Origin of the sequence: Pantoea dispersa (genome assembly GCF_014155765.1) — a bacterium.
Taxonomy (GTDB): domain Bacteria; phylum Pseudomonadota; class Gammaproteobacteria; order Enterobacterales; family Enterobacteriaceae; genus Pantoea; species Pantoea dispersa.
This window is the reverse complement of record NZ_SCKT01000002.1, coordinates 372689-388811: the sequence shown is the minus strand read 5'-3', so window position 1 is coordinate 388811 and position 16123 is coordinate 372689. Positions and strand designations below refer to the sequence as shown.

Here is a 16123-nt window from a genome sequence, read left to right as displayed (position 1 = left end):
TTATCCCGGCTTATCGAAGCGCGACTCAAGCCGGGTGGAAAGATATCCCCTCACGCCCGGCTTTTAACCCATCGGATGCGCTGGCTGAGGCTCCAGAGCATCAGTGCGGCGAGGGCAATGCTGCCGAGCACGGCGAAAGCGACCTGATAAGACCAGGCGGCGGCGATGCTGCCGGTCAGTGCCGGGCTGCATGCCGCGCCCACGCCCTGCATCAGCATGACGAAACTCTGGCCGGCATTGGTGTGTCCGCTGCCGTCAAGCACGCTGACGATGTAGCCCGGTACTGCCACGCCCAGCAGCCCGGCGGCCAGACCATCAAGAATCTGTACCGGTACCATCGCATAGGTGCCATCGAACAGGGAGGCGATGCCGGCACGCACCGGCAGCACCACCAGCGCGAGGGTTATCAGCAGCGGGAAACCGAGGCGGCTGGCGTTTCGGGCGGCGAATAACGCCACGGGAATCATCACGCATTGCGAAATCACCACGGTTGCAGCGGTATAAACACCCGGGCTGAGCTGTCCGCTGTGCGTTGCCGCCGCGCGAATGCCCAGCATCGGCAACAGCGCGGCGTTGCCGAGGTGAAACAGCAGCAGCGTCAGGCCGGTAATCAGCAGCACCGGATTGCGCAGCAGGGCAGAGAAACCCGGAAGCTCTGCGGCCTGCTGTCCGGCACCGCCGCGCGCCGCGCGGTCATCGATCGCGTTACGCTGAATGGCGGCCACGGCAAAACATGCGCACAGTGCCATCGCGGTCATCAGGATAAAAACCGCATCGGTGCCCCACAGCCAGACGGCAAACCCGGCAAACAGCGCGGCAGTCATATTGCCGCCATGATTGAACGCCTCGTTTCTACCCATCTGCTGGCTGAACCCCTGAGAGCCGGTCAGGCCGAGGGTGACGCCGGTCAGTAACGGGGCAATAAGCGCGGCCGCGAGACCGGTAACCACCTGCGAGCCAACCACCACTCCACCGTAAGGAAACCACCACAGCATCAGGGTGGCCAGCGTAATGAGCAGTGAGGCCAGAATCAGCAGCCCTTTTTTATGGTGCGTGGCATCGGTTGCCAGACCCGCCGGCAGCGTAGCCAGCAGACCGGCTAAACCGCCGGCAGTCATCGCCCAGCCAATATCATCCGCTCTCCAGCCATGTTCAGTAAGAAAGATTCCCAGGAAAGGGCCGAGTCCATCCCGCACATCGGCCATGAAAAAATTGACCAGGCACAACGCCTGGAGAGACCGCAAAGCAGCGGGATGCGCTATCGGATTTGCATTCATGTTGTGATGAAGAAAGAGTGGAGGATGGTGACAAGCATAGAGCAGCAATGTGACATCGTAAATTAGCGCAGCGCGATTGGCGCACCGCTCGTACTGCGCTATACATCGCCCGCCGACTCACGGATAATTTGCTGTCTTACGCCCTTACAGAGATAAGCAATGCTGGAAAATCATCCGTCGCGTGACGCCATCAGGCTGGAGAATGTGCTGGCCGCGCTGGGCAATCCGATGCGCATGGCGGTCGTCGCGCTGCTGGCACAGGGGGAGGAGCGCAGCTGCGGCTCGCTGCTGCAAGGCGTATCCAAATCTACCTTAACCCATCACTGGCGGGTACTGCGTGACAGCGGCGTAATCTGGCAAAAACCCTCTGGCCGCGAGAATCTGCTGTCACTGCGTCGCGACGATCTGGACGCGCGCTTTCCCGGTCTGCTTGATGCGTTGCTCAGCGCCGCCGTTGACGATGCCGCCACCCGAAGCGCGCTGCAGGCTTTTCAGCACGCGGAGTAGCGCCCTTTTCGCCGGAGCGGCTGCAATTGCAACAGCCTGGCGACAGCGGCTGCTGCATCCGCAACAGACATTCCTCATCCTCTCATTCAGTTAGCCGGCAAATCAGGCGTTTAATCTCTGCCAGGAACTGGCACGCTCACTGCATAGCCTCTTATAGCCAAAAGCATTAATGAAGATAATTTTCCGTTAATCCAGCTATAAGAAGTCTCAGGAGAAACCTATGTCACAGGTAAAACCGCTGCAGTTTGCTTACTGGGTGCCTAATGTTTCAGGTGGTTTAGTTATCAGTCAGATCGAGCAGCGCACGCGCTGGGACGCGGAGTACAACCGTGAACTGGCGAAAATCGCTGAACGCGCTGGCTTCGATTATGCCCTGACACAGATTCGCTTCACCGCCGGCTATGGCGCGGATAATCAGCACGAATCAGTCACCTTCTCTCAGGATCTGCTGAGCCACACCACAAAACTCAAAGTGATTGCCGCGCTGCTGCCGGGGCCGTGGAACCCGACGCTGGCGGCGAAGCAGATCGCTACCATCAGCCATCTGTACGGTCCGCGCATCGCGGTGAACATTGTCAGCGGCTGGTTTCGCGGCGAGTTCAAAGCGATTGGTGAACCCTGGCTCGATCACGAAGAGCGCTATCTGCGTTCGGAAGAGTTTATTCGCTGCCTGCGCGGCATCTGGCGTGAAAGCAGCTTCAGCTTCGCCGGAGATTTTTATCGCTTCCGCGACTACGCGCTCAAGCCTAAACCACTCGATCCGCTACCGGAAATTTTTCAGGGCGGCAGCTCGCGCGCCGCGCGGGACATGGCGTCACGGGTGTCTGACTGGTACTTCACCAACGGCAACACGCCACAGGGCGTACGCCAGCAGGTAGACGATATCCGCGCCAAAGCCGCCGTCAATCAGCACGCCGTTAAAATCGGCCTGAATGGTTTCGTCATCGCCCGCGAGAGCGAACAGGAAGCCCAGGCGGTGCTGCAGGAGATCATCGCCAAAGCCAATCCGGATGCAGTGAAAGGCTTCCAGCATGAGGTGAAAAATGCCGGCAGCGCGTCGCCGGAAGGCGAGGGCAACTGGGCCAAATCCTCCTTTGAGGATCTGGTGCAATACAACGACGGTTTCAAAACCAATCTGATTGGCACGCCGCAGCAAATTGCTGAGCGCATCATGGAGCAGAAACGCGCTGGCGTGGATTTACTGCTGCTGGCGTTTCTGCATTTCCATGAAGAGGTGGAGTTCTTTGGGCGGGAAGTTATCCCACGCGTGCGCGAACTGGAACGGCAGGAGGCGCTTAACGCCGTCACGGTCTGAGGTCAGATAGCGCGGTCGCGTCCGGCCAGCAGCGCCATCGCCATTTGCAGCGCGCTTACTGCCAACAGCATCAGCAGCGGGAGCTGCCAGCTGCCGCTGACATCATGCAGCATGCCGAAGCACAGCGGTCCCAGCGCCGCCAGCCCGTAACCCACGCACTGTGCCATGCCGGAGAGTTTCGAGGCCTGGCGATGGTCCCGGGTGCGTAAATTAAACAGTGACAGGCTGATCAGCAGCGAGGCGCCCGCACCGAGGCCTGCCAGAATCAGCCACAATAGCGACCATGCGGGTGCCAGCAGCAGGCCGGTCACCGCGATGAAGATCGACAGCGAAGCCAGCAGCCCGATTAGACGCTGATCGCGCAGCTGCTTCAGTGCCCGCATACAGGCCAGATTGGAGGCGATCGCCACAATTTGATAGACGAACAACATGCCGCCCGCCTGCAGCTGACTGATGCCATTATCCTGTGCGAACGGGGTAAACCAGCCAATCAGGGTATAAAACAGTAACGACTGGCTGGCCATGAACAGCGACACCTGCCAGCCGATCGCGGAACGCCACGGCGAACGCGTTACGGTGACCTCTGTCGCGCGCTGCTCATGCGTCGCGGGATTTTTCAGCTGCGGCAGCCATGCCAGCAGCGCGATCAGCGCCGGAATCAGCCAGACCGCCAGCGACAGACGCCAGCCGGCGCTGCTGAGTTCGGCCAGCGGCACGGCCACGCCGGAAGCGATGCTGGCGGTGATGCCCATGGTCATGGCATACAGCCCGATATAACGCGCGGTGTGCGCGGTGTAATCCCGCTTAATCAGCGGCGGCAGCAGGACGTTGGCCGCCGCGATCCCGCTGCTGAGAATCAGCGTCCCCAGCCACAGTGCCGTTTCGCTGCCGCTGATTCGCAGCAGTGAACCCAGGACGATCAGGAGTAACGCCCCCCACAGACTGCGCTCGAGGCCAAAGCGATTGCCAAACCAGGCGGCTGGCGGTGCCAGCGTGGCAAACATCAGCAGCGGTAAAAAGTTAATCACGCCGGCAGCGCTGGCGCTCAGGCCAAATGTCAGGCGAATATTTTCCAGTACCGGCCCGGTGGCGGTGATGGGCGTGCGTAAGTTGGCGGCGGTCAGTAACAGCAGCAGCAGGAAAAAGCCGGAGCGACGCAGGGCAGAATCAGCAGATAAAGCGGTATGGGACATGTTTGCGCACCATGGAAATGAGGCAGAAAGTCTCTGCATATGGTGCGTTGATTGACGTTAACGCCTACGCAGCAGCCTGGACCGCTGAACCGCTGGCTATACTAACCAGCTGTTAAATCGATGTAAAGCAGAGCGACCCGGCCGCCATGCAGGATAACCTTCTTGCCGCTTTGCTTGTCTGACGGTGACAGCACGCGTCCGTGACCTGGCTGGTATTTACGCTGCCGGTGCGTTTTTTTGCCGGAGACTTGCGCCTTTCGCTATCCACGTCCACCTTTATACTCTCACTCTTCGCAAATGGACCAATGATGCTCTGGTTATGGAATGCGCTTATCCTGCTGGCTACCGTGATACTGATGGAGATCGTCGCGGCGCTGTCGCATAAATACATTATGCATGGCTGGGGATGGGGCTGGCATTTGTCGCATCATGAACCGCATGAGAGCAAATTTGAGCTCAACGACCTGTATGCCGTGGTGTTTGCGCTGTTATCGATTGGCCTGATTTGGCTGGGTGTCAACGGTGTCTGGCCGCTGCAATGGATTGGCGCTGGCATGACGACTTATGGCGCGCTCTATTTTATGGTGCACGACGGTCTGGTCCATCAACGCTGGCCGTTCCGCTATATTCCACGCAAAGGCTATCTGAAGCGGTTGTATATGGCGCACCGCATGCATCATGCGGTGCGGGGACGGGAAGGTTGCGTTTCCTTTGGCTTTCTTTACGCCCCGCCGCTGCACAAGCTGCAGGCGACGCTGCGCCAGCGCCATGGGCGTCGTGTCAACGCGGACGCTGCCACAGACCGGCAGGACGCGGCTGGGGATGAGCAAGGCGCGAAGTAAGCGCGACGCCAGCACCTTTCACCAGCAGCGCCAGCTTTTCGCCTTTACTGGTGCGCTGGCGCGCATCCCACGCCCGGGCACCGGCATGCTGCACTTTTACGCCAATTTCACGGTAAACGCCGCGTGCGGTGGCGATCGCCCACGCCGAACGGAGCGGCAATCCTGGCAGCCCGCTGCGCGCTGACTGATAGTAAGGTTCAGCCTCGCGCACCAGACGCGCAGCCAGTGGGGCCAGCGCTGCGCGATGTTGCGGATCGGCGAGCTGGGCGGCGCTCAGTCCGGCCTCATCCAGCCAGCTTTGTGGCAGATAGCAGCGGCCATTCTCCGCGTCTTCAACGATATCCCGTGCGATATTGGTCAGCTGAAACGCCAGACCCAAATCACAGGCGTGATCGAGTACGCGCTCATCACGTACGCCCATCACGCGCGCCATCATTAACCCCACCACGCCGGCCACGTGATAGCAATAACGCAGCGTGTCCCCGAAACACGCGTAACGTTCTTCACGCGCATCCATCGCAAACCCTTCCAGATGATCAAACGCCAGCTGCTGGGGAAGCTGATGCGTCAGCGCCACTTCCTGAAAGGCACGAAACGCCGGTTCATCCATGTGGGCACCGCTATAGGCGCGGCGGGTTTCGATTTGCAGGTGGCGCATCCGCGCCTGGGCATCCGCCACCGCGTGCTGCGTGCCGCCTTCGCCCAGCGTCTGACCATCTATCACGTCGTCACAGTGACGACACCACGCGTACAGCATCAGCGTACTGCGGCGCGTTGGAGGATCAAACAGCCGGGTAGCGCTGGCGAAACTTTTGGAGCCCTGCGCCATGGTTTGGGTGACCTGCTCAATCAGCGGCGGTTGGTTCATCCGGTCAGATCCTCCACCATCAACTGGGCGGTCGCTTTCGCGGAGCCGATCACGCCTGGTACACCGGCACCGGGATGCGTGCCAGCCCCCACCAGATAAAGGTTACTAATGTCGGCATCGCGGTTATGCGGCCGGAACCAGGCGCTTTGCGTCAAAATGGGTTCGAGCGAAAACGCTGAGCCCTGATGCGCGTGCAGCGTGTCGCGAAAATCAAACGGCGTAAACATACGGTGTGTCACTAACTGCTGTCGCAGACCCGGCATATAGTGCTCCTCCAGATAAGCAAAAATGCGATCGCGCAAGCGCGGTCCTTCCTGTTGCCAGTCAATTGCGGCGGTGCCGAGATGCGGCACCGGTGCCAGCACGTAAAAACTGCCGCAGCCCGCCGGTGCCAGCGACGGATCGCTGGAGCAGGGCGCATGCAGATACAGCGAGAAATCTTCCGCCAGCTGGCTGCTATTGAAGATCTCATCGATCAATTCACGATAGCGCGGACCAAAGCACACCGTGTGGTGCGCCAGCTGCGGGTGGGCATGATTAAGACCAAAATAGAGCACAAACAGCGAGTTACTCATCCGCTTGCGCTTCAGCGTCGCCGCGCGTTTACGCGCCGCAGGATGCTGGCTCAACAGGCGATCGTAGGTATGCACCACGTCAGCATTTGACGCAACGGCGGCGGCGGCAAACCGGCGCCCATCCTTTAGCTGTACACCGCTGATGCGGTTACCCTCGGTCTCCAGCTGGCTGACTTCGGCGTTGAGCAGCAGTTCACCGCCCAAATCGCGAAACAGCCGCGCCATGCCATCAACCAGCGCACCGGTACCGCCGCGCGGAAACCACACGCCCCATTCGCGCTCCAGTGCGTGAATTAAGGTATAGATCGAAGACGTTGCAAAAGGATTACCGCCGACCAGCAACGAGTGAAAGGAAAAAGCCTGGCGCAGATGATCGTCCTGAATAAATTTCGCTACCATGCTGTAGACACTGCGCCAGGCCTGCAGCCGACCCAGCTGTGGCCCGGCACGCAGCATGTCGCGGAAATGCAGAAAAGGCACAGTGCCAAGTTTCAGATAGCCCTCACGAAACACATCCTGTGAATAGGCCAGAAACTGGCGGTAACCGGCGACATCCTGCGGGTTAAAGGTGGCAATCTGCTGCTCGAGCTGTGTCTGGTTGTTGTCGTAGTCCAGCTGCCTGCCGTCTTCCCAGCACAGGCGATAAAACGGCGTCACCGGCATCAGGTCGACATAATCACTGAGTTGCTTGCCTGCCAGCGTAAACAGCGCCTCGATAGCGCTGGGATCGGTAATCACCGTCGGACCGGCATCAAAGGTAAAACCCTGATCCTGATAAACATAGGCGCGCCCGCCGGGCTTATCGCGCTGTTCCAGCAGCGTGACCGGCACGCCGGCCGCTTGCAGACGAATCGCCAGCGCCAGGCCACCGAAGCCTGCGCCAATCACATAGGTGCGTTTCATTATTTCTTCCCTGGTAACGGAGAGGTCATCATCAATGCGCGCAGCGCTTCGCCGAGAGGGACCGGCGGTTTGCCGCACAGAATGCGTGCTTTATCGCTGAGGCGCAGTTGCCCGGCGTAAAAGCGGCTAATCAATCCGGCATCAAGCCGGTAAAAACGCTGCATCACGCGCCAGCGCTGTTCAGGCCGTCCGGCAAGAAACAGCATGCGATTTAACAGACGGAAAAAGCGCTGCTCGCGCCAGTGCTGACGGGCAAAGGATTCGATGCAGTGGCTCAGCGTGTGGGCATCGGCGGGCAGCGTGCTGGCAATCTTCTCCGCCAGCGCCACTGCCGCAGGCAGCGAGTAACCGGTGGTGGCGTGAAACAGTCCGGCGCGCAGCCCGCTGCACGGTTGTCCGTGCTGCTGTTGCCAGAACTGATCGATATCGCCGCTGAGCGTGATCGGCAGCGAGCCGTGCTCCTCGCGCAGCAGCTGGCGCAGATTCCAGCCGCGCTGGTGGGCATAGTCCGTGATGTGCCGGCGCGCCTGTGCGGCATCCAGCGTGGCATGGTTGATATAATGGGTATCTTCAATCAGTAGACGGCTGGCACTGAGCGGCAGGGTGTAAACAAAGCGATAACCCTGCTGCTGATCGACGCTGGCGTCCATCAATATTGGCTGCTGCAGGCCATGCGGCGCGGCCAGCTGCCACTCCTGACCGACAAATGCCTGATAGCCGAGCTGCAGATGCGGTGTCGGCTGCAGCCCGCGTCCGTCAATCACCGCCTGCGCCTGTAACATCCCGCCATCCGCCAGTCTGACCCCGGTGGGCGAGACCTCGCTGACCGGCGCTGCGGTGCGTAGCGCGGCACCGAGCACCTGCTGCAAGTGCCGGGCAAAATCCTCCGAGGCAATGGAGCAATATTCACCATCCATCTGGCGACGCAGGGTGGGGAAGCGTACCTGATAACCGGGCCAGCGCGCCGAAAGCAGCGGTTCGAGCCAGCGGAACTGCGCTTCGCTGACGTCTTCGCGATGGAACGACCAGGTATGATTGCCGGCCGGCTGCGCCTGACTCTCCAGCAGCAAAACCTTAAGTGCGGGCTGCAGCTGGCGTAAACGCAGCGCAATCAGCCCGTTAGCCAGGCCGGCACCGACCAGAATGACATCGTAAGGTGCGCGCATCAGGTGGCCTCCGCCAGCACGATTTGCTGCTGACACAGCGCCTGCTCGACAATATCCGCCGCGCGCGTACAGCCACCGGCCCGCTGCAGCTGCGCCTGAATGGCTGACATGCGCAGACGATAGCGATCGTCACTCAGCAACTGTTGCAGGTGGTGCTCCAGCTGCGCGACGCGGCTGAAACGTGAGGCGCGCCGGCCGACGCCGTGCCACTCAATACGTGCCGCCACGCCGGGCTGATCGAAGGCGATCGGCAGCGCCAGCATCGGCGTGCCGCATTCCAGCGCTTCCAGCGCACTGTTCAGACCGGCGTGAGTGATAAACAGTTGCGCATGCTGCAGCGCCGCCCGCTGATCCACAAAATCGGTTACCCACGCAGCCCCGGCCAGTCTCAGCTGATGTGCCTGGCTGGCGGTCAACCCGCCACAGTGTGCCACCACCAGCGACAGCTGCTGATTGCGGCAGGCCTGAGCCAGATGCAGAAACAGGCGAAAGCGATGTCCCTGTAGCGTGCCCAGAGAGGCATACACCACCGGCTGGCGCAGCGCTGACCAGGGAGCGGCAAGTGCGCCGCTAGCGACCTGGGTCCGCAGCGGGCCCACGCTGTGATAGCAGGCTGGCAGTTGCTGACGTGGAAAATCAAAAGCGGGCACCAGCTGACTGATTTGCGCCAGCGGCGACAGACACTGATGTAAGCCATGGCTTTCGGGCAGGCCGAAGGCGCGCGCATGACGAGCGATGACAGCGCCATGACGACGCATGATGCGGTCGTAGATGTCACTGCTGGCCTGATAGCGCTGCAGCGCTTTCTCATCCTGAGCAAAGCGAAAGGGCATTACCGCCAGCGGAATGGCCGCTTCACGATTGACCGGCAGCGCGCAGGCCACCGACACGAACGGCAGCTGTAACGCCTCTGCCACCAGACCGCCAGCCGCTTCCATTTGGTCGGCAATCACGCCATCGACCTGCAGGCGTTTCAGCACCGCGGGCAGTTCGCGGCACAGCATATCGGTGGTGCTGGCCAGATCGTGAATCACGCGAAACAGCGACAGCCCACCCGGTGCGGCCAGCCGCCTGAGTTCGCTGGAGAGCGATCCGGCAGGATGCGTGCGCTCGCCGACGGCCACAAAGGCAATACGCTCGTCGCTCAGCAAGGTGCGTGCATCGCTTTGCTGAATAAAGGTGATGCGGTGTCCGCGCGCCAGCAGCGTTTGCGCCAGCGCCTGCAATGCGTGAAAGTGGCTGTAGAGCGGTGGTGCAATAACGGCAAAATGCCCCATAGGTATGACCGGCTTCAGTTAAACATCGCCAGCTGTTGATTAAACAGGGCGTGCATATATTGACGGGTGGCGACACCGCGATGGCAGGCGCAGGCAAGATGTGCATCGGCACTGCTTAAATGGTCGCGCAGACGACGTTCAGCCCCTTCCGGGCCCAGCATCTGCACCAGCGTGGATTTGCCCTGATCCTGATGACAGTCCTTGCCGGTGTGCTTAGAGCCATCCGCCAGGTCGTCCAGTAACTGGAAAGCCTGACCTAAATCCTGCGCAAAATAGCTTAAACGCTGACGCACCTGCACTGACGCATCGGCCGCAATCGCCGCCATTTGCAGCGTGGCGCGAAACAGGACGCTGGTTTTCAGTTCGTTGGTCAGGGTGATGGCTTCCGGACTGCGGCTGTGTGCGCCGTCATGCAGATCCTGGAACTGACCCTGGACCAGTCCCTGCAGGCCGACGGCAGAGGAGAGCTCGGCAATGGCTTCGGCTTTGTGCGTTGCCGGCAGACCCGGCGCGAGGGCAATCACCTCAAAGGCGCGGCTGAGTAGCGCGACCGCCGCCAGGATCGCCACGTTTTCCCCATATTCACAGTGGATCGCCGGGCGTCCACGTCGCATCCGGGCGTTATCCATTGATGGAATGTCGTCAAGGATCAGTGAGGCGGCGTGCACCATTTCGACTGCACAGGCAAGATCAAGGATACCCTGCTGCGCCACGTCACAGCCCATATCGCGTGCTGCCAGCAGCAGCAAGAGCGGACGAATACGTTTGCCCGGTGCCAGCGTGCCGGCACGCATGGCGGCCCGAACGCGATCGGCCTGCTGCCCGGCAGGCAATAAATGTTCAAGATGAGCCTGCAATGCGTGATGCAACTGAAGGAGATCGCTTTCCTGGCTTGCTGTGGTATCGACATGGGCGGTCATAGCGGCTTTCCATGGTTAGTTAAATTCTTGTGCTTTTTCAATTAACCGTAGACCCGGTAAGGGGAGTGCGCCAGCGAGCGAAGCGACTTTAACGCACCGTCACGCTTTTTTTATTTATTGAATAATCTGAGAAGTAATTCCTATGACCCTCAGGCCAGTTTTCGCTGCGGTGACTGTTATGATGTTGGGCGAGCAGAGGAGACAGCTATGACGACGCAAAAAGTGGCGGTAATCGGTGCGGGTGTGATCGGCCTCGCCGTGGCGTGGGCGCTGGCGCGGCAGGGGGCGCAGGTGACCCTCTTTGACCGGCAACACATGGGCGCGGGCACCAGCAGCACCACATTTGCCTGGGTAAACTCCAACGGCAAACAGCCTGCCAGCTATCACCGCCTCAATGCGCTGGCGATGGAGGAGCATATCCGGCTGCAGCTGACGCAGACCAATGGCGTGCGCTGGCTGGAACCTTGTGGCACCTGGGAGTGGGCCGGCGCGGGTGAAGCCGAACAGCAACTGCAGCAGCGTGCTACCGCCTTGCAGGCCGCTGGCTATGCGTCACGGCAAAGGACGCTGGCCGAGCTGCAGCAGGAAATTCCTGAACTGCGCGCGTCTGCGGTGCACGGCAGCATCTGGCATTTTCCAACGGAATCGGTGCTCTATCCAGCGCTGTATCTGGCACGGCTGTGGTCAGAGGCGCAGGCGCACGGCGCGGTACTGCATCAGCATCAGGCGATTCAGCACATCAGTGAAAATGCGGAAGGCGTGACGGTGCAGCTGGAGCAGGGTGAGCAGTGGCAGGGTGATCGTCTGGTGCTGGCGACCGGACGCTGGGCCAATCAGCTGCTGCATACGCTTGGTCTGGAACTGGCGCTGATTGACACCAGCAAGCCTGATGCGGTGGCCTGCAGCTTTCTGGCGCGCACCGCACCACAGCCATTATCGCTTGGCACCAACCTGATTTCTCCGCAGCTGAACGTGCGGCCGGACGGCGGCGGGCGGTTACTGTTACAGGCGCTGGATCTCGATCATCTGGCCGATCCGGGCGCGCCGCCGTCGACTCATGGCGCCATCGCCGATCAGTTTCGTGAGCGCTACCGTGCGCTGTTTGCCACGGCTGGTGCGTTGCAGATCGAGCAGATTGTCGTCGGGCAGCGGGCGCGTCCGGCTGATGGTTTGCCGGCACTGGGCTTTGTCACCCCGCATCAGCGCGTGTATGTCGCGGTGACGCACAGCGGCGTCACGCTGTCACCGCTGATTGGCAGGCTGGTGGCGGAGGAGCTGATCGGCGACAGTCCCAGCGACCTGCTGAAAGAGTTCCGGCCACAACGGCTGATCGGCAAAGCCGCCAGCGCGTTTGCACCGATTCAGCGAAACTTTCCGGCGGCACAGTGAGCGAAGCGATGGCGCAGACCACAGGGTGGCAGATTGATTAATTTTTAACCTGAATTAAGGCGTAGGCTGATCGCGATCAAAAAAACATCTGCCGGGCTGCTCAACCATGGAAGGCGAAACATAAGCCAAATGGAGGTGAGTATGCGTACCACCCTGATGACGCTGCCGCAGATGGCGCATTACCTTGATATCCCCTGTACCACGCTGGCGCGTGCTATGTGTAATCGTGGCACGCTGGAAAAATTGCCGCTGCCGGCGGCGGTTGATGACAGCCTGCCGCTCTCCTCTCGCTGCTGGTCACGCGAAGAGGTCAGGCAGTTTCGCCATCGGCTCCAGCGCCGCCGCCATCAGCGCTAAGCGAATCCAGCCGGTCGTCCTGACCGGCTGAATATCAGGCAGCGACACCATTTGGCCGTGCAGCGACATGACCGGCCCACAGGCTGGCAACCCACTTCACACCTTTCGCGGTAAACCGTGCCTGCGAAAAAGCATGCTGGTTTTCACCCATTCCGCTGCGCAGTGCAAAATAGCCAGCCTGCAGATGGTGCTGCTGTGGTGTCAGCGCACCTTTGTCACGGTACATAATGTTGCGCTCAAGCAGAAACTGCCGAAACTCCGGCTCTTTCACCTTGAGCATTTTGCACAGCTGGCGAAAACCCAGCGACTCATGCACATCCACAAAGCGATCAAAGAATTCTGCCTTTGGGGCCGTCAGCGCCAGTTGCTGTTCCGCCGCACGGCGTTGCTCAAACTGTTCTGCCCAGGCACGTGCCGCTTCCGCCGGATTGGTGAAATCGGGCAGATGGGTGAATTTCTCCCGCTCCTGCCAGCGGTCCAGCAGTTCGGCGGTAAAGCCAGGGGAAAGACGAGCAACCGCCAGCAGCGAGTCACGTTTATTCAGCTGGAACTCCTGACGTGTCTCACCTTCATGCTCGTAATGATTCACCGTGACAGGCTGGGAAAGGCGCTGCGCGGTTTCCAGGCTTTTAATCAGGCGCTTCACTTCGCCATGCGTGATGCCGGTTATTCTGGCAATTTCACGGCTGCTCATCAGCAGAGTTGCGTTGAGAGCAGCAAGACTTTCCGTTGAGATCATCATCAGTATCACCTCTTACAAACGTGGAACAGTCCATCAGACTGCTGGATAAGTATACAATATACTGTTTGCATATCCAGTATTATTTTTAGCCGTTACTGTAAGAAATGCCTCTCTGCGAGATATCGCACAAAGCGCAACTGCGCCGGACCCCGCTCTGCACCCGATACCGATACGCTTGCCTATTCGACTATTACTACCAGGCTTAAGCGATTCAGGTTAAATAAAGACAGCCTTTCGTTACGCTTATTTATGAGGAGCTGATTATGAAAGCGTTAACTTATCATGGCCCACATCGGGTGCGCGTTGAAACTGTTCCTGACCCGATTTTAGAGCAGCCGGACGACATTATTTTACGCGTCACCGCGACGGCAATTTGCGGCTCCGACTTACATCTTTATCGCGGGAAAATTCCCGGTACCGATCACGGTGATATATTTGGTCACGAATTTATGGGTGAAGTGGTCGAAGCGGGAAGTGAGGTTACCAACGTAAAAATTGGCGATCGCGTTGTGGTGCCCTTTGTTATTGCCTGTGGCGACTGTTTCTTTTGTCATCTGCATCAGTATGCGGCCTGTGAAAATACCAATAGCGGGCGCGGTGCTATTTTAAACAAGAAAAATATTACCCCGCCTGCAGCGTTATTTGGCTACAGCAAACTGTACGGCGGCGTGCCGGGCGGCCAGGCGGAATATGTGCGGGTACCAAAAGCCAATGTCGGGCCGTTTAAAGTGCCGCTGGCGCTACCGGATGAGAAAGTGCTGTTTCTCTCCGATATCCTGCCCACCGCCTGGCAGGCAGTGCAAAATGCCGGGCTGGATAAAGGCTCCAGCGTCGCCATTTTTGGCGCCGGCCCGGTCGGGTTACTGAGCGCCGCCTGCGCGCGCCTGGTAGGGGCGGAAGAGATCTTTATGATTGACCACAACGCTTATCGACTGGAATTTGCCCGCCAGCGTTATGGGGTTACGCCGATCAATTTTGACGAAATCGACGATCCTGCTGGCTGGATCATTGATCATACCCAGGGCCACCGGGGCGTTGATGCGGTAATCGATGCGGTAGGTTTTGAAGCCAAGGGCAGCCTGACGGAAACGGTGATGAGTAATCTGAAGCTGGAGGGCAGCAGCGGGAAGGCGCTGCGGCAGTGTATTGCGGCAGTGCGCCGTGGCGGTGTGGTCAGCGTGCCGGGCGTGTATGCCGGCTTTATCCACGGCTTCCTGTTTGGCGATGCATTCGATAAAGGACTGACGTTTAAAATGGGCCAGACGCATGTGCAGGCCTATTTACCGCGCCTGCTGTCGCTGATTGAGCAAGGGCTGCTGACGCCGGAAGAGATTGTGACGCACCATATGCCGCTGGAAGAGGCCGCGCGCGGCTATGAAATCTTTGAAAAACGCAAAGAGGATTGCCGCAAAGTGATTCTGGTGCCCGGTATGGCCAGTACCACGCCGGCGACCTGAGTGCTGACAGGCTGCCTGACGGCAGCCTGCTTCTGTGGCTTAACGCACGATGTCTTCATCGCGGTCGTTGAGCTCGGGTAGTGCAATTTGCTGTGAGGGCGCGTTGTCGAGCCGATCGCCATAATCAGCACTGACATCGGGCAGGCTGGTAAACTGGCCATCGACGAACAAAAAGCTCAGGTGTTTTTCCACCTCGGCCAGTAATTCGTCCACTTCCTGCTCCGTTTCTCCCCCGGCATCTTTACCGTCAAGCTGCCAGCGATAACGATCGCCCACTCTTTCCGCACCGCCAATATCAACGATGTGGCCATCAATATTTTCCACCAGTAAACGCTGACGGGAAAAATAGAGTAGATAGGGCATCCGATCGCGATTGTTTTCTGACATAACATAACTCCTTCATGACGTTACCATGGTTAGCGCAGAAAATAATAGCGAAACGCAAATACTGCCCAATATACCGCGTTCAGACCTAAATAAGCCCAGCACCCCCAATAAGCCACAGGCTCGCGACGGGTGCGCAGTTTAGGTAAGAAAGCCAGTAAATAACCGGCTGCAGCAATAAGCGAAACGAAATAAAGTAGTTTCATGCGCTCTCCTGAATTTATTATCGTCTGATAAGCATAGTCAGGATAAATAAGGTTGGGGATAGCGCAGGACATTCTTATCGGTGGCGATGGCAAAGATAACCGACGTCAGCCAATCAGCGCTTTAGCTTTAGCGCGAATCTCACTCAGTTCGTCGGCGGTCACATGGCTTTTTTTCACCACTTTTCTGGCGCGCCAGTCGATGGAGGTGACCTGATCGGCCAGCGCCACACTATCACGGCTACCGGTAAGGGAAACTTCAAAAGGATAGCCTTTGACCTGGGTGGTACACGGGACGCACAACAACATGCCAACCTTGTTGTTATAGGCAAAGGGACTCAGCACAACCGCAGGACGATGGCCGCCCTGTTCATGGCCGAGGGTGGGATCAAAATCCAGCCAGATGAGATCGCCTGCATCGGGAACAAAACGTGACACCATCAGATTCTTTCCTTGCCCACTGAAGGTCCAAAATCAATTTTATCATGGACGTTATCGTCGGTGATCTCGTCCAGCAGAGCGTCCAGTGAATACACCTTTTCCCTGAGCGGCACAAGGATCAGTTTGCCATCTTCAACGCTGAGTTCCAGTTTATCGTCCACGCTGAGCGACGCGGATTGCATCACGCTGGACGGGATGCGAATCGAGGGACTGTTGCCCCATTTCTTTAAGGTGACGGTCGTCATAACAGGCCTCCGAAGAATGTGTATACATTGTATAGCCGTGATGATGTTGATACAACGTATAA

The 16123-nt window shown here is 58.9% G+C and carries 18 protein-coding genes; 6 read left to right on the top strand and 12 right to left on the bottom strand.

Going from position 1 to position 16123, the window contains the following annotated elements; translation table 11 throughout:
• Window positions 1–50 precede the first annotated feature (50 nt).
• Complete coding sequence (locus H7K56_RS08535; protein WP_058758987.1) at window positions 51–1277, bottom strand: MFS transporter; 1227 nt, start codon at window positions 1275–1277, stop codon at window positions 51–53.
• 159 nt (window positions 1278–1436) lie between these two features.
• Between H7K56_RS08535 and H7K56_RS08530 the strand changes: the two genes are divergently transcribed.
• Complete coding sequence (locus H7K56_RS08530) at window positions 1437–1784, top strand: ArsR/SmtB family transcription factor (protein WP_104093428.1); 348 nt, start codon at window positions 1437–1439, stop codon at window positions 1782–1784.
• A 220-nt stretch (window positions 1785–2004) separates the two neighbouring features.
• The gene (sfnG, locus tag H7K56_RS08525) at window positions 2005–3099 is read left to right on the top strand and encodes a dimethylsulfone monooxygenase SfnG (protein ID WP_021508881.1); all 1095 of its coding nucleotides are present in this window, start codon (window positions 2005–2007) and stop codon (window positions 3097–3099) included.
• 2 nt (window positions 3100–3101) lie between these two features.
• On the opposite strand, the gene H7K56_RS08520 is transcribed toward sfnG, so the two are convergent.
• Window positions 3102–4292 carry a CynX/NimT family MFS transporter gene (locus H7K56_RS08520; protein WP_150058874.1) on the bottom strand — a complete coding sequence of 397 codons (1191 nt, stop codon included), beginning with the start codon at window positions 4290–4292 and terminating at the stop codon, window positions 3102–3104.
• A gap of 308 nt (window positions 4293–4600) precedes the next feature.
• On the opposite strand from H7K56_RS08520, the gene H7K56_RS08515 reads away from it, so the two are divergent.
• A complete protein-coding gene (locus H7K56_RS08515) occupies window positions 4601–5134 on the top strand; it encodes a sterol desaturase family protein (RefSeq protein WP_150360333.1) in 534 nt (177 codons plus the stop codon).
• Here the strand turns inward: H7K56_RS08515 and crtB are convergent.
• The 5 genes from crtB to H7K56_RS08490 are packed head-to-tail and all read right to left on the bottom strand — an operon-like array spanning window position 5073 to window position 10843.
• Complete coding sequence (crtB, locus tag H7K56_RS08510; protein ID WP_150360099.1) at window positions 5073–6002, bottom strand: 15-cis-phytoene synthase CrtB; 930 nt, start codon at window positions 6000–6002, stop codon at window positions 5073–5075. The genes H7K56_RS08515 and crtB overlap by 62 nt on opposite strands.
• Complete coding sequence (locus H7K56_RS08505; RefSeq protein ID WP_150360098.1) at window positions 5999–7480, bottom strand: phytoene desaturase; 1482 nt, start codon at window positions 7478–7480, stop codon at window positions 5999–6001. The genes crtB and H7K56_RS08505 overlap by 4 nt, the downstream gene beginning before the upstream one ends.
• Window positions 7480–8646 carry a lycopene beta-cyclase CrtY gene (gene crtY / locus H7K56_RS08500; protein ID WP_058770349.1) on the bottom strand — a complete coding sequence of 389 codons (1167 nt, stop codon included), beginning with the start codon at window positions 8644–8646 and terminating at the stop codon, window positions 7480–7482. The genes H7K56_RS08505 and crtY overlap by 1 nt, the downstream gene beginning before the upstream one ends.
• The gene (locus H7K56_RS08495) at window positions 8646–9923 is read right to left on the bottom strand and encodes a glycosyltransferase (RefSeq protein ID WP_150360097.1); all 1278 of its coding nucleotides are present in this window, start codon (window positions 9921–9923) and stop codon (window positions 8646–8648) included. Before H7K56_RS08495 ends, crtY begins: the two co-directional genes overlap by 1 nt.
• Window positions 9924–9937: 14 nt before the next feature.
• Window positions 9938–10843, bottom strand: a complete 906-nt coding sequence (locus H7K56_RS08490; RefSeq protein ID WP_022547229.1) for a polyprenyl synthetase family protein — start codon at window positions 10841–10843, stop codon at window positions 9938–9940.
• Between the two features lie 117 nt (window positions 10844–10960).
• Here H7K56_RS08490 and H7K56_RS08485 point away from each other — a divergent pair, with 117 nt between their 5' ends.
• Complete coding sequence (locus H7K56_RS08485) at window positions 10961–12232, top strand: NAD(P)/FAD-dependent oxidoreductase (protein ID WP_346265372.1); 1272 nt, start codon at window positions 10961–10963, stop codon at window positions 12230–12232.
• Between the two features lie 141 nt (window positions 12233–12373).
• Complete coding sequence (locus H7K56_RS08480) at window positions 12374–12589, top strand: hypothetical protein (protein ID WP_021508891.1); 216 nt, start codon at window positions 12374–12376, stop codon at window positions 12587–12589.
• Between the two features lie 34 nt (window positions 12590–12623).
• Here the strand turns inward: H7K56_RS08480 and H7K56_RS08475 are convergent, their stop codons facing one another.
• Window positions 12624–13331, bottom strand: coding sequence for a phage antirepressor KilAC domain-containing protein (locus tag H7K56_RS08475; protein WP_021508892.1), 708 nt, complete (start codon window positions 13329–13331; stop codon window positions 12624–12626).
• A gap of 263 nt (window positions 13332–13594) precedes the next feature.
• Between H7K56_RS08475 and H7K56_RS08470 the strand changes: the two genes are divergently transcribed.
• A complete protein-coding gene (locus H7K56_RS08470) occupies window positions 13595–14788 on the top strand; it encodes a zinc-dependent alcohol dehydrogenase (RefSeq protein ID WP_125310199.1) in 1194 nt (397 codons plus the stop codon).
• 39 nt (window positions 14789–14827) lie between these two features.
• On the opposite strand, the gene H7K56_RS08465 is transcribed toward H7K56_RS08470, so the two are convergent.
• From H7K56_RS08465 to H7K56_RS08450, 4 genes are all read right to left on the bottom strand, one after another.
• The gene (locus H7K56_RS08465; protein WP_150360096.1) at window positions 14828–15175 is read right to left on the bottom strand and encodes a hypothetical protein; all 348 of its coding nucleotides are present in this window, start codon (window positions 15173–15175) and stop codon (window positions 14828–14830) included.
• Window positions 15176–15204: 29 nt separating this feature from the next.
• Window positions 15205–15378: a hypothetical protein gene (locus H7K56_RS08460; protein WP_021508895.1), complete on the bottom strand. Its 174-nt coding sequence runs from the start codon at window positions 15376–15378 to the stop codon at window positions 15205–15207.
• Window positions 15379–15483: 105 nt separating this feature from the next.
• Window positions 15484–15816 carry an endoribonuclease MazF gene (mazF, locus tag H7K56_RS08455; protein ID WP_058781048.1) on the bottom strand — a complete coding sequence of 111 codons (333 nt, stop codon included), beginning with the start codon at window positions 15814–15816 and terminating at the stop codon, window positions 15484–15486.
• The gene (locus tag H7K56_RS08450; protein ID WP_058770344.1) at window positions 15816–16061 is read right to left on the bottom strand and encodes an AbrB/MazE/SpoVT family DNA-binding domain-containing protein; all 246 of its coding nucleotides are present in this window, start codon (window positions 16059–16061) and stop codon (window positions 15816–15818) included. The genes mazF and H7K56_RS08450 overlap by 1 nt, the downstream gene beginning before the upstream one ends.
• Window positions 16062–16123: the final 62 nt, after the last annotated feature.

Excerpts from the sequence above, each read along its gene's own strand:
- H7K56_RS08470 (WP_125310199.1), top strand. The coding sequence starts at position 13,595 with ATGAAAGCGTTAACTTATCATGGCCCACATCGGGTGCGCGTTGAAACT.
- sfnG (WP_021508881.1), top strand. The coding sequence starts at position 2,005 with ATGTCACAGGTAAAACCGCTGCAGTTTGCTTACTGGGTGCCTAATGTT.
- H7K56_RS08535 (WP_058758987.1), bottom strand. The coding sequence starts at position 1,277 with ATGAATGCAAATCCGATAGCGCATCCCGCTGCTTTGCGGTCTCTCCAG.
- H7K56_RS08505 (WP_150360098.1), bottom strand. The coding sequence starts at position 7,480 with ATGAAACGCACCTATGTGATTGGCGCAGGCTTCGGTGGCCTGGCGCTG.
- H7K56_RS08520 (WP_150058874.1), bottom strand. The coding sequence starts at position 4,292 with ATGTCCCATACCGCTTTATCTGCTGATTCTGCCCTGCGTCGCTCCGGC.
- H7K56_RS08495 (WP_150360097.1), bottom strand. The coding sequence starts at position 9,923 with ATGGGGCATTTTGCCGTTATTGCACCACCGCTCTACAGCCACTTTCAC.
- crtY (WP_058770349.1), bottom strand. The coding sequence starts at position 8,646 with ATGCGCGCACCTTACGATGTCATTCTGGTCGGTGCCGGCCTGGCTAAC.
- H7K56_RS08530 (WP_104093428.1), top strand. The coding sequence starts at position 1,437 with ATGCTGGAAAATCATCCGTCGCGTGACGCCATCAGGCTGGAGAATGTG.
- H7K56_RS08490 (WP_022547229.1), bottom strand. The coding sequence starts at position 10,843 with ATGACCGCCCATGTCGATACCACAGCAAGCCAGGAAAGCGATCTCCTT.
- H7K56_RS08475 (WP_021508892.1), bottom strand. The coding sequence starts at position 13,331 with ATGATGATCTCAACGGAAAGTCTTGCTGCTCTCAACGCAACTCTGCTG.
- H7K56_RS08450 (WP_058770344.1), bottom strand. The coding sequence starts at position 16,061 with ATGACGACCGTCACCTTAAAGAAATGGGGCAACAGTCCCTCGATTCGC.
- H7K56_RS08460 (WP_021508895.1), bottom strand. The coding sequence starts at position 15,378 with ATGAAACTACTTTATTTCGTTTCGCTTATTGCTGCAGCCGGTTATTTA.
- mazF (WP_058781048.1), bottom strand. The coding sequence starts at position 15,816 with ATGGTGTCACGTTTTGTTCCCGATGCAGGCGATCTCATCTGGCTGGAT.
- crtB (WP_150360099.1), bottom strand. The coding sequence starts at position 6,002 with ATGAACCAACCGCCGCTGATTGAGCAGGTCACCCAAACCATGGCGCAG.
- H7K56_RS08465 (WP_150360096.1), bottom strand. The coding sequence starts at position 15,175 with ATGTCAGAAAACAATCGCGATCGGATGCCCTATCTACTCTATTTTTCC.
- H7K56_RS08515 (WP_150360333.1), top strand. The coding sequence starts at position 4,601 with ATGCTCTGGTTATGGAATGCGCTTATCCTGCTGGCTACCGTGATACTG.
- H7K56_RS08480 (WP_021508891.1), top strand. The coding sequence starts at position 12,374 with ATGCGTACCACCCTGATGACGCTGCCGCAGATGGCGCATTACCTTGAT.